The sequence below is a fragment of the Tatumella citrea genome (assembly GCF_002163585.1).
Classification (GTDB): domain Bacteria; phylum Pseudomonadota; class Gammaproteobacteria; order Enterobacterales; family Enterobacteriaceae; genus Tatumella; species Tatumella citrea.
Genome location: NZ_CP015579.1, coordinates 2007936 through 2020364 on the forward strand (window position 1 = coordinate 2007936; position 12429 = coordinate 2020364).

Consider the following 12429-nt stretch of genomic DNA (forward strand, 5'->3'; position numbering starts at 1 on the left):
CGTCTTATACCTTCGCGTTCCAGGCGGTGCTGCCCATGATGGAAATCGGGACTAAATCCAGTTTCTGATCGGTTTTGGTCAGATAGTCGCGATAGTCATAACGAGCGCCAGGGAAACCAATCATTTTCCAGCTGACCATATTGCGGTTGCCGCCATACACCGGATCGGAGAAGAAGCCCTCCATGGTGTTGGTTAGAACCTGATCAAAAAACATCTTGCCGCTGATGCCGGTAAGATTGATTTTTCCCTGTTCCAGTCCGGTCAACACTTCATCCCGGGTTGCGCTGTCCAGTTGGCTGAACAGTTTCTGGTATTTTTGCTGGCAATAGTCACTCAAGCCCGCCAGTCCAAGACGGTAACGCTCGCGGGGTACTAACGGAGACTGATCACCCTGGGCCGGAGTTCCTTCCCGGAAAGGGCCACGCATATAGTTGCGGCTGGCATCGCCATAGCTGCCAGCCAGTTGCCGGTCGATAAATACCGTACAACCGGCATCTTTACCGCTCACCGACAACTCATCCGCAGGGATCAACTGACTGACGATAGCATCCACTTCAGTCGCTTCTTCCTGAGTCAGGAACTTAAGGCCGGGGCTGGTGGGAGTGATGGGGCTGTTATGGTCAAACAGCATCCAGCGAGGGATGCCGGTGATAGTGGTGGCATTAGCACTGCTTACCGCGGCAACGGTTAAACCTGCGGCAGAGCCAGAGAGCAGCCGTCGCCGGCTAATCCCTTTCGATGAAGGATCAGACATTTGATACTCCTGTGTCGACATTGCACAATTCCGGAGATATCCGGAAATAAAAAAACTGTGGTTTGTAAACCATCTTCAATAAATGTTAATTTATATTTACGTTTTTGTGTAATTTTATTGTGCGATAACAGGCAGAAAAACAACCCGTGGTAGGTTGACAGGGACGTGCCGGAAAAATTTTGCAGGATAAATAGCAGGTCGCTGTGCAACTCTGATGAAGGTGATTAATCCGGGGAGAACAGAGAATTCAGGAACCGGAGAAGGGGCAAAGGCTGGAAACCGGATAAGAGGAAAGACACAGCAACGTCTGTTACTGTGCCTTTTCTGGTCAGTCAGGCTGAGGAAGGGGCTGAGCTGATGCCCGGGGACGGGTAGGGTGTCGGTAATTAATACCGATCGCGATAGCAATTAAACAACAACCAGCCGCCAGTCGCAGCAGCGGAACATCATTGCCCCACAGCAGCATATTAATCACCAGGCCGACGGGCACATGCAGCTCGTTAAACACCGACAAAGTAGCCACGGAAACCAGCGTACTGCCTTTGGCCAGCCAGTAACTGCCTAGTGCTGTGGCCACCACACTCAGATAAATAAGCACTGACCATTGTGCGGTAGTTTGTGGCAGATGGCCCTGTTGACCAAACAGATAGTAGAGCGGTCCGGTAATACAGATAGCGCCAAGGAAGAAGTGACCAAACAATCTTGGCAGGGCAACTTCCGGCTTATATTTCAGCAGCAGTCGACGGCACAGCACCTGCCCGGCAGCGAAGGTCAGATTCGCCAGTTGCAACAACCAGAATCCTTTCCAGAAATGCCCGGTGAGCGGATGGTAGTGAATCACTATCCCACCGGAAACCGCAAACATAGCTGCCAGCAGCGTCCACGGGTTAAAGCGCCTTTCCAGAGCATTATTAATGAGGCTGATATACAACGGAGTCTGGGTGGTAAACAGCAGCATCTCCGGTACGGTCAGCATGGTATAACTCTGGTATGACAACGCATATGTCACGCCAAACTGAAGTGCACCGGCTGCCCACAGGCCTGCCACCAGCCGTGCAGGAAGATTGCGCCATACCATAAAAGGCAGGAAAATCAGGGTGCCTGCCAGTGTACGGATGAACACGGCAAAGTAACTGTCCACCTGGCCCGCCAGAAAATGCCCGGTCAGACTGAAAGAGGATCCCCAGAGGAAGGTAACGATCGCAAGATACCACACAGACTTGTAAACCTATAACCATGAAATTAGTTTACGATTATAATGAGACTCTTCACTCCTGTGCAAGTGTCCGGTATCCTTTGCTGCTTATTCTCATGTTCCAGGTTCAGGCTGTCCCTTGATGCAAAACTCAGATATTTCACTGCCGGCATTTCTGGCTAACCGCTCTTCCTGCCGCGCGTTTTTACCCGATCCTGTGAAACTGTCTGATGTGCAGATCATGCTGAACGCTGCACGCAGTGCTCCCAGTGGTGCCAACCTGCAACCTGGCGCGTTTCACGTCTATACCGGGCAGCCTCTGTCAGCAATGACTGAGCAGTTATCCCACATCGTACAGACAACTCCCCCGGAAGAAGAACTGTACAGTTACTTTCCACAACCCATGTCTGCTGTACTGAAACAACGGCAGCGTGATGCCGGTTATGCGCTTTATCAGGCGCTTGGTATCGAAAAACGCGATATTGCCGGACGGCGTCGTCAGTTTGACGCCAATTACCGTTTCTTTGACGCGCCCGTGGGTATTGTGGTCACTATTCAGCGCGACATGGGAGCCGGTTGCTTTATGGATCTTGGAATGGCGCTGATGAATTTCTTCCTGACCGCCGGGCACCTCGGCTATGGCTGTTGTGGTATTGGTGCATTAGCTAATTACGGCCGACATATTCATCAGTTACTGCAGTTACCCGATGAACAGCTGGTGGTGTGCGGAATTGCGCTGGGCAAAGCCGATACTGATGCACCAGTGAATCAGTTCCGTACCCGTCGCGCGGGTTTAGAGGAATTTACCACGCTGCATGGTTTTTCCGCACAGGAGGCAGAGTGAACATTAATCCCCTGAACGTTATCAGTTTTCACGGGCAGCTACTGGCGGACAGTCAGGGTGAACAACCCGATGCCCTGCGACGTTTGCTCGCAGCCTGGCAGCAGGGTACGACCTTTCGTGCCATTAACCAGGCTCCGTGGATTGAGACGACTGAAGATGAGCAATACATAGAATGTACTACCTGTGGAAGCAGTGGGTTGCCGAAAGTAATCCGCCGCCACCGGCTCTCCTGGCAGCGCACTTTTGAGATTAACCGGCAACTTTTTAGCCTGACCGCAGCTGATCATAGTGCGGTTTTTGGCGGGCTTAACCACTCTTTGTCGTTGTACGGAGTCTGTGAATCGCTGGGCCTGGGGATGCCGGTCGAAGTGATGGTGGGTATGCGACCGCGTAATCAGGTGCGGCTGCTGGCTGATGCCGGAGTGACCGTTCTCTATATTACTCCGACACAATTACGTCTGCTGACCAGCAGTGGTGATATTTTGCCTAAGGTGCGCCTGATTCTGTGTGGGGGTGGCAAACTGGACAGCAAAACCCGTCAGCGGGCGGCGGAATGCTTTCCGGACGCCGCTATCCATGAGTTCTACGGTGCCTCTGAAACCAGCTTTATCACGCTGGCAGACCAGCAGACACCGGAAGGGTCTGTCGGTAAAGCTTATCCGGGGGTAACTATTGAGATCCGCCATGCCTGTCAGGGGATTGGTGAGGTGTGGGTCAGCAGTCCCTATCTGTTCCGTGGCTATGCGTTAGGTGGCAGCAGTGAAACCCGCAGCGACGGTGATTTTATGACGGTCGGAGAACTGGGCTGGCTGGATGAGCAGGGATATCTGTGGCTGGCCGGACGCCGCAGCCGGATGGTCACTATCGCTGACCAGAATGTATTTCCTGAAGCAGTCGAAAACGTGATCAGCCAGCGGCTGGAACAGGGTGCCGTCGCGGTGATTGCCTGTCCTGATACGCAGCGTGGCCATCTGCTGCATGCATTTATCCAGGGTGAAAGCGACCCGCAGCTGGAAAAGCAGCTACGCAGTGATATCACCCGACAACTGGGAAGTGCGATGGTGCCACGACATTTTCATTTTCTGGCTGAATTTCCGTTACTGAATGGCGGGAAAGCAGATCTGCAACGTTTAACGGCGTTACTGAATCCATGAGTGCCATCATTGCGGCCTTACGGACTGCGGTGGTTCCGCGCGGCGGAGCATTCAACGAGTTATTGCCCCACCAGCTGGCAGAACTGGTGATCCGCGCTCTGTTATCGCAGACCGGCATTGCTGCTGCAGAAGTGTCGCAGTTAGTTATGGCAAATTCGCTGGGCGCGGGCGGTAATCCGGCACGGGTCGCCGCGCTGGCTGCCGGGCTGGACCATGTTTCCGGGCTGAGTATTGATACCCAGTGTGCCGGCGGACTGGACGCGGTAGCGCTTGCCGCGGCACTGGTCGATGCAGGGACCGCAGAAATTGTGATTGCCGGAGGCGCAGAGAGTTATTCACGTCGCCCGCTGCGGGCCAAAACATTTGCTGATCAGCGACCTGCCGAGTTTTATACCCGCCCGTCGTTTACACCCGATCCCGAAGCGGATCCGGACATGACTATGGCTGCCGGTGAACTGGCCGACCGTTTTCATCTTACGCGGCAGGAACAGGACCAGTTTGCTATCGACAGTCATCATAAAGCGTTAGCTGCGGCCAGCCGGTTAACTGCAGAGATTGTGCCACTGGCCGGGGTGACCGGTGATGTCTACCCCCGGGCTCTCAGCCTGCGGCTGGCACAACGCACTCCGGCATTAGCCGGTACGGTCAGTCTGGCGTCCACTGCCGTTGAAGCCGATGGTGCTGCTTTCTGTGTGGTGGTTTCGGATAAGACTGCAGCCCGATTAGGCTGTGGGTTTGCTTTAACAGTCGCGGGATATCAGACGCTGGGGGCAGATACCCGGTTACCCGGTTATGCGCCGGTGGAAGCTATTCGTCGGTTGTTTGAGCGTAATCCTCAGTATCAGCCACAACACTGTCTAACTGAAATGATGGAAGCCTATGCAGCGCAGGCCATGGTTTGTATTCGGCAGAGTGGCCTGGCGATGGACAATGTAAATGTCGGAGGAGGGGCACTGGCCAGAGGCCATCCGATTGGTGCTTCAGGTGCGGTTCTGTTGTGCAGAATGTTTCATGAACTCAGACAACGTAACGGGCAAACCGGGTTATGTGCTATCGCGGCGGCCGGAGGGCTGGGGTCAGCAATGCTGCTTTCCCCGTGGGGAACACAGGGTTAACCCGTGGCTGTTACCGGTTAACCCTGTTATCTGTGGCCGATTTCTGCGGTGATTACGGCTAATCAGGCCTGAGCGTAACGTTTCACCCAGCGCCTGATACCGACTAATGCCAGGGCCTGGGTGGGTGCGTTGGTATTACCGCTGGTGATATTCGGCATGACAGAAGCATCCATCACATGCAAATTATCGACACCATGCACCTGCAGGTTGGCATCCACGACTGACATCTCGTCCAGTCCCATCCGGCAGGTACCTACCGGATGCCACATGGTGGTGGCGACTGCTTTAACAAATTCAGCAATCTGTTCATCGGTTTTTACCCCGTCACCAGGCATCAGCTCTTCTTCCAGCACCGGGGCCAGAGATTGCTGTTTCATCACTTCACGAATCGATTTAACAGCTTTAATTCCGATATCTAAATCATAGTCATCGCCGATAAAATTCGGGTCAATCAGCGGCATGGATAATGGATCTGCATCGGCGAGGCGGACAGAACCTCTGCTGCGCGGTTGTAGTACAACCAGTGCGAATGTGACCCCGGAACGGCTGCCGGTCGGGCTGAGTCCGTTAGTCGAAATAATTGGCTCGTGATAACACTGCACAGTAGGCTCGGCATCGAGCTGGTCCGGATTCCAGTACGAAACAGTTTCGATACCGTTACCGGAAGCGGGACCGTCTTTGGTGATGTAATAACGCATACCGGCTTTGACCGTGCCAAAACCAAGCGCGGCATTCTGGTAACCGAGCACGCCTTTCACATAGGCGCTGACAGGGATAATAGGGTGGTCATGCAGGTTCTCACCCACACCTGGCAGGTTAACTTTAACCGGAATATTGAACTGAGAGAGTTGTTGTTCCGGGCCAATTCCTGAATGCATCAGAATTTTCGGTGACTGCACCGCACCGGCTGACAGAATGACATGGCTGGCTGAGATTTTCTGTGTCTGATTACTGGTTATCACTTCGACGCCGGTGGCCCGTTTTCCTTCCAGAATTACCCGCGCTACGGCCATATCTGTCAACAGTTCAACCCGACCGGAATCCACATGGCGTTTAAGGTGAGCGACATAAGCACTGCAACGCTTCTGATCGGCGACATTGCTCTGCACCGGTGAAACACCGACCTGGCTGTCGCCATTGTAGTCAGCATTGTAGGGAAGGCCATATTCCTGGAACGCCTTCATGCAGTACTGATTCAGGCTGTTAATTCCCTTCGGCAGTTGTACCGCCAGATTACCGTCGATACCATGATGCTGGTTGTGGAAGGTGTCATTTTTTTCCTGGCTGATAAACGTCTGCCACAGTGATTCAAAAGACCAGTCACTGTCATTACCACTGGCCTGGTACCAGCTGTCAAAATCCCGTTTCTGTCCCCGCACGTAGCACATCGCGTTTACAGAGGTGCCGCCACCGACGACTTTACCCATTCTGAAACGTCTGACGGACCCATGCTGAGGTATGGTGTCATAAGGCCAGACATGGTGATCTTTCGCCAGAATTTGTCCGTAACCGGCGGGAATATGAATCATCGGATCTTTATCCGTGCTACCGGCTTCAATAACGGCAACGGATAACCGGGTATTTTCTGCGAGATAGCCTGCGGCAACACAACCCGCGGCGCCACTTCCGATAATAATTACATCATATTTGTTTTGCATATTTTATTCCTTAGCAAATATCCGTGACGAATATTGCTGCGACAGAAGAAGACGGGTTTTTATTATTTGTGAATTAATAATATTAAAAATGTAAAAAACATCAATGTTAAAAATATAATTCAGGCACAAAAAATCAAAATGAATAAATATATAACTATCTAATAAATAACAATTTAAAATTTAAGGCACAACAGGGGATAATCAAATGCACTGCTCAGACAAAAATATTGTTTCAAAGTTGTTAGATTCGATTGGGTGGATACCAATAATTAATAACTCACCTAAAAAGTAGAGTGACCCTATGAAAAATAAAGTCTGGTGCGCTGCTCTGGGAATTAGTTGTTTATACAGTGCCGCGGGATATGCCGTTGATGTTAACAGCGGTGATTATGATGCCTTACCGGCAGGCAGTAATATTGCAGCCCTGTATCTGCAATACAGTGAATCCAACGATTACTACCAGCAACATCAGCGTCAGGACGGTTATGCCCGTACCGAAATGTCGATTTTGCGTTTGATTCATTACACCACGATCGGCGGCATGGTGGTTGACCCGCAGATATTATTGCCGTTTGGTTCGGTCAGTAATGCCAGCGTGGGTGGACAGTCTCTGGGGAGTACCACCGGTTTCAGCGACCCGATTATCGGAGCCACATTTTGGGTGGTCAATCAGCCGCAGGTGGGTTATGTGGGGCGCTATGTCGGGATAACCCCGTTAGTCACGCTGCCCTGGGGAAAATATGATCGTAATAAGTCACTAAACATTGGTGAGAATCGCTATAAGTTTGATTTACAGCTGGGTTGGGTTGAACCGATATACCGGCAACTTAGCCTGGAAATGTTTCAGGATTCGGTATTTTACGGACACAACACCTCGGCCGGTGATGGCAGCCAGACGCTGAAACAACATGCCGGTTATCAGTGGCAGACTAATCTGCGTTACGACTTCAATCATCAACAGAAAGTCGCACTGGGTTATTCGGTTACCGCTGGCGGCCGGCAGTACCTGGACGGAGAGTACAACGGTACCAAAACGTCAGCACAACAAATGCGACTGGAGTATCAGCAACTGTTTGGTGGCCATTTTCAGGTCAGTACACAGTTGGTCCGTGATTTCGATGTCAGTAGTGGCTACAAAAAAGATACCGGCGTTAACCTCAGATTACTCTATGTATTCTGAACAGATTGAGTGAGGCAATGATGAGTACAGAACAGACGATTAATGATATTTTTGCGGCCCAGAAGCAATGGTTTCAGGCAGGTAACACCCGTGATATTACGGTGCGGATGGCGGCACTGCGTAAATTACGCCAGGTGATTCTGGATAACAAACCGGCAATTTATGCGGCACTGGAAAGTGATCTGGGTAAAACCCCGGAAATTGTCGATCTGGCTGAAATCGGCGCTGTGGTTGAAGAAATAGACAGTATGCTGGCAGGTCTTCCGGAATGGTCTAAGGACCAGGTGTTTCCGTTAGAAGGAACCCTGGCAGGTTCACAAGGGCGTATCCGTGCTGAACCCTATGGTGTCAGCTATGTTATCGGTCCGTTTAATTATCCGTTTAACCTGACGCTGACCCCTCTGGCAGGCATTATCGCAGCCGGTAACACGGCTATTCTGAAGCCCTCAGAAGCAACTCCTGCCACCTCCGCGGTGATTCGTCAGGTCATTGAACAGGCATTTCCTGCACAGTACGTGGCCGTTGTGGAAGGGGCCAGGCAGGAAAATGAGTGGCTGCTGGCGAAACCATTCGATTTTATCTTCTTTACCGGCAGCCCGGGGGTAGGGAAAGTGGTGATGAAAGCCGCGGCAGAGCAACTGGCTCCGGTAGTACTGGAGTTGGGAGGTAAATGCCCGGTGGTCGTGATGGAAGATGCGGATATTCCACAACTGGTAGAACGGATTTGTTTCGCCAAATACCTTAACAGCGGCCAGACCTGTGTGGCTCCGGATTATCTGCTGGTTCCTGAGTCACTACAAACTGAGGTTACCCGTCAGCTTAAACAAGCCCTGGATAATATGCAGGGGCAAAATATTGGCAAAGTGGTCAGTGAAAGGCAGATTGATAAACTGGCGGGTTACTTATCACGGACCGGTGGTCAGGTGATCAGTGGTGGCAGTTTTGATAAGGCAACCCGCCAGTTTGCGCCAACGGTGGTCAGCCATGTCGGCTGGGAGGATGCACTAATGCAGGAGGAAATCTTCGGACCAATCCTGCCGGTACTCAGCTACCGTGATCTGAATGAATGCCGGGAAAACATTGTGCGTTATCATGACAAACCACTGGCACTGTATGTATTCAGCTGTGACACCACACGGGCGCTGGAATTTATCAGTACTGTTCAGTCAGGTGATGCACAGATTAATGATGCACTGTCCCATGTCTTATCAACGCAATTACCGTTTGGCGGTATCGGTCCTTCAGGAATGGGCAAATACCACGGAAAAGCCAGTTTCGATACCTGTTCACACCAGCGTTCTGTCAGGACGGTGACCCTGAGTTAACTGTGACAGTTGCGGGCCATCGGTCCGCATCTGTTTCGGGCTGATGCCAAAATGCTTTTTAAACGCATGAGAGAAATGGGACTGACTGGCAAAACCACAATTCCAGGCAATTTCTGCCAGCTGCAAATGCTGCATGGCAGGGCTGTTCAGTAACCGTCTGGCTTCCTCCAGACGCAGCTGCCACACCCATTTCATCAGAGACAGTTGCTCGCTGTGCAGCAGACGATTCATATAGTTAACGCTCAGTCTCATATGGGCGGCGATCATCTCACCGTCTAATGCCGGGTCATGCAGATTATCACTGATAAATTCACGAATCTCACTAATAGTACGTTGTCGTGCCAGTTGCGGATTGGTGTTTTTCTGCGGACCATTCAACAACATTTCGCAGAGTGTGGTGATAATTGACTGGCTACTGATGGCTGACAAGCCGGGACTGAGAAACTGATGATTGCTCAGATACTGGCGGATCAGTGACTGCAGCCAGATAAAATCTTGCGGTTCAGGTGTGGTACTGTGGCCGCCGCTTTTGCGTAGCAAAGGCAGAACCCGTTGGCACAAGGCACTGTCGCATCCAATCACCAGTAACGAGGTCGGGGAGATAAAACTCTCTTCAAAATTACGCTGTTGAGTCAGCAACGACAAAGAACCATCCGGTAACCAGTACTCGCCACTGGCATTACGAATACGAATATTCCCGCGTGTCACCAGTTTGAAAATTAACTGTTCTTTGTGCGGATGGTTCTGGCTTGGGCCGAGAGTCGGGCGAAACGCCTCTATCTGCGAAAAGATACCCGCAGGGGTTTGGGTAAACTGCAGTTTATGGAAGGCATCCGGCGCGGTTTCCTGTGGGTCACCGGTGAGCTGCAGTCCGTAAGCATTAGCTAAAAACTGCGTTAACTGGTTCTCCTGCATAGGCAACGATCCTTTCACTGGTTTATAGCGTTACTTCTCACGCTGTCGCGCAAGCTTCTGCCGTTCAGGGACTGATATGTTACAAAAATATCACATTTCGGCCCTGGTGTCGCGTGCGGAGTTATACCGTCAATGGGAAATCATGCTGTCTTTTATCGCAGAATACCCCCGCCAGTTATGGGTTTTTATGATCGGGATCTGGTTTGTTGTACTCAGGGAAATGGCTTTTTGTTTGTTAATAAAAAGTTATGCATGAATCACAAAATCAGAGTTTAGGGTTTTACTCAGGTTGCAGTCAACGGGTAGTGTTCATATGAACATTTAATAAACTTATGCTCATCTGTAGTTACCCGCTCCCCGGGAAGGACTTTTCAGACAGCGATATGTCTCTGATGCAGGGATACTGCAAAGCCGTAATAGCAGATGGGCGGTTAATGGCACGGTCTCTGTCGTATTCTCAGTCTCTGCTGAGCATTCTGTGACAGTGACCGGCAACCAGAAGGAAGCTCTGATGATTCGCATAGCCGCTAATCTGACCATGCTCTATAACGAATATGATTTTTTTGACCGCTTTGCCGTGGCCGCGGAAGATGGATTTCATGCCGTAGAGTTCTTTTTTCCTTACCACTGGCCGGCAGAGAAAATCGGCCAGGCACTGGATAAACATCACCTGCAGCTGGTGTTATTCAATATGCCGCTGGGTGACTGGGATGCCGGAGATCGGGGATTCGCCGGTCAGGCAGGGAGGGTGGCTGAATATCAGCAGGCGGTCAGTCTGGCGCGGGACTATGGACGGCAGTTACAACCGCCGCGGATCAATTGTCCGTCTGGTCCGGCCGAAGATACCCCTGAGTCCATGAATACCCTGAAGCAGAACTTTGAATATGCGGCTGAGAGCCTGAAAGCGGAAGGGATCCGCATGGTGGTGGAACCGATAAACCATAACGATGTTCCCGGCGCTTTATTATCGGGTACCGAACAAACAGTACGTTTTCTGGACTCTGTGAATTCTGACAATCTGCGGGTTCAGTACGACCTTTATCATTCGCTGCGTGCCGGGGAAGACCCGTTTAAAGTGTTACCGGCCTTTATTGACCGGATAGATCACATCCAGATCGCCGATGTTCCTGGCCGTCATCAGCCGGGTACCGGAGCTGTGGATTTTGACAAACTGTTTTCTCTGCTTGAACAGCTTAACTATCAGGGCTGGATCAGCATGGAATACCATCCACAGGGTGATACCCGGGAAAGTTTCTTGCAGCTCAGAGAAATGGGGTTGCTACCACGCTGAGTATCACAAACCCTCTTTCCGGAACGCCAGTCTGATGGCAGTAATGTTTAACGGTAATGGACTTCGGCTAGCCAGTCGCCATTACCGCCAACAGAAAATCTGCCACTGCACGAACACGGGCTGATTCCAGCAAATCGCCATGACTCACCATCCATACCGTTTCACGATAAATCTGTTGTCTGCCATCAGCTGCCTGTAACTGAGAATAGTGTCGGGTCACAAAGTCCGGGAGTACTGCCACACCCAGCCCGGCATTGGCAGCGGCTATCTGATGGTTCAGGCTGGTGGTGATCAGCGCTGACTCATTGTGGGGGAAATGTTCACTGACCCAACGGGCTGATGGCAGATGATCCCACGCACTGTCCCAGCAAATAAATTGCCACTGCGACTCTGACGGATAGCTATTCAGATACTCCTGATGCCCCAGTACCGACCAGGGAATTTCCCCGGCGCGCCGCACTTTCAGTGAGTTTTGTTGTGGCCTTACCATCCTTAATGCCAGGTCTGCATCATGCCGGGACATAGAAACCTCAGAAATACCGGTGATTATCTCCAGCCTGATACGGGGATACTGGTGCATAAATTCCGGTAATGCCGGAATAATCAGCTGGCTGGCCAGTAGATCGGTAGTGGCCAGCCGGACGGTGCCTTCGGGCCGGCGGTCAGTGCCGGTCAGATGACTTTCCAGCTGCAGAATGCTCTCTTCGGTCTGCTCAGCATATTGTAACAGCGCACTCCCTGATTCGGTCAGATAGTAGCCGGACTGGTGGCGGGTGAACAACCGGACCTGTAAGCGTTGTTCCAGAGACTGGATCCTTCTTGACACCGTAGACTGGCTGACATTGAGTTGGGCTGAAGTTTTGGTCAGGCTCTGGCTGCGGGCAACATTAAGAAAAAAACGGATATCATCCCAGTCAGGGGCGTAAGATGGCATGCTGTTTTCCTTTTATGGAAAATGATTTGCCGATAGTAGTGGTTTTTCTCCGTAAATAGCAAAC

General features: G+C 51.5%; 11 protein-coding genes. 6 read left to right on the forward strand and 5 right to left on the reverse strand.

Annotated features, from left to right (window positions below; translation table 11 throughout):
• Nucleotides 1–4 precede the first annotated feature (4 nt).
• Both A7K98_RS09585 and A7K98_RS09590 read right to left on the reverse strand, forming a co-directional pair.
• A complete protein-coding gene (locus A7K98_RS09585; RefSeq protein WP_087488354.1) occupies nucleotides 5–754 on the reverse strand; it encodes a gluconate 2-dehydrogenase subunit 3 family protein in 750 nt (249 codons plus the stop codon).
• Nucleotides 755–1082: 328 nt separating this feature from the next.
• The gene (locus A7K98_RS09590) at nucleotides 1083–1970 is read right to left on the reverse strand and encodes an EamA family transporter (protein WP_087488355.1); all 888 of its coding nucleotides are present in this window, start codon (nucleotides 1968–1970) and stop codon (nucleotides 1083–1085) included.
• A gap of 121 nt (nucleotides 1971–2091) precedes the next feature.
• Here A7K98_RS09590 and A7K98_RS09595 point away from each other — a divergent pair, with 121 nt between their 5' ends.
• Genes A7K98_RS09595 through A7K98_RS09605 form a run of 3 tightly spaced genes read left to right on the forward strand, consistent with a single transcriptional unit; the run spans nucleotide 2092 to nucleotide 5062 of the window.
• Nucleotides 2092–2793 (forward strand): nitroreductase, encoded by a 702-nt coding sequence (locus tag A7K98_RS09595; RefSeq protein ID WP_087488356.1) that lies wholly within the window; start codon nucleotides 2092–2094, stop codon nucleotides 2791–2793.
• Nucleotides 2790–3947, forward strand: a complete 1158-nt coding sequence (locus tag A7K98_RS09600; protein WP_087488357.1) for an AMP-binding protein — start codon at nucleotides 2790–2792, stop codon at nucleotides 3945–3947. The genes A7K98_RS09595 and A7K98_RS09600 overlap by 4 nt, the downstream gene beginning before the upstream one ends.
• Nucleotides 3944–5062, forward strand: coding sequence for a thiolase family protein (locus A7K98_RS09605; protein ID WP_087488358.1), 1119 nt, complete (start codon nucleotides 3944–3946; stop codon nucleotides 5060–5062). Before A7K98_RS09600 ends, A7K98_RS09605 begins: the two co-directional genes overlap by 4 nt.
• 62 nt (nucleotides 5063–5124) lie before the next feature.
• Here the strand turns inward: A7K98_RS09605 and A7K98_RS09610 are convergent, their stop codons facing one another.
• A complete protein-coding gene (locus tag A7K98_RS09610; protein WP_087488359.1) occupies nucleotides 5125–6720 on the reverse strand; it encodes a GMC family oxidoreductase in 1596 nt (531 codons plus the stop codon).
• A 301-nt stretch (nucleotides 6721–7021) separates the two neighbouring features.
• Between A7K98_RS09610 and A7K98_RS09615 the strand changes: the two genes are divergently transcribed.
• Nucleotides 7022–7900 (forward strand): transporter, encoded by an 879-nt coding sequence (locus A7K98_RS09615; protein WP_087488360.1) that lies wholly within the window; start codon nucleotides 7022–7024, stop codon nucleotides 7898–7900.
• 17 nt (nucleotides 7901–7917) lie between these two features.
• Nucleotides 7918–9225 (forward strand): NAD(P)-dependent benzaldehyde dehydrogenase MdlD, encoded by a 1308-nt coding sequence (gene mdlD, locus A7K98_RS09620; protein ID WP_087488361.1) that lies wholly within the window; start codon nucleotides 7918–7920, stop codon nucleotides 9223–9225.
• On the opposite strand, the gene A7K98_RS09625 is transcribed toward mdlD, so the two are convergent.
• On the reverse strand, nucleotides 9187–10140 hold the full coding sequence (locus A7K98_RS09625) for a helix-turn-helix transcriptional regulator (protein ID WP_087488362.1): 954 nt from the start codon (nucleotides 10138–10140) through the stop codon (nucleotides 9187–9189). The two genes, mdlD and A7K98_RS09625, sit on opposite strands and share 39 nt — an antisense overlap.
• Nucleotides 10141–10651: 511 nt before the next feature.
• On the opposite strand from A7K98_RS09625, the gene A7K98_RS09635 reads away from it, so the two are divergent.
• On the forward strand, nucleotides 10652–11431 hold the full coding sequence (locus A7K98_RS09635) for a hydroxypyruvate isomerase family protein (protein WP_087488364.1): 780 nt from the start codon (nucleotides 10652–10654) through the stop codon (nucleotides 11429–11431).
• Between the two features lie 67 nt (nucleotides 11432–11498).
• Here A7K98_RS09635 and A7K98_RS09640 read toward each other — a convergent pair whose 3' ends face one another.
• Nucleotides 11499–12365 carry a LysR family transcriptional regulator gene (locus A7K98_RS09640; RefSeq protein WP_087488365.1) on the reverse strand — a complete coding sequence of 289 codons (867 nt, stop codon included), beginning with the start codon at nucleotides 12363–12365 and terminating at the stop codon, nucleotides 11499–11501.
• Nucleotides 12366–12429 lie beyond the last annotated feature (64 nt).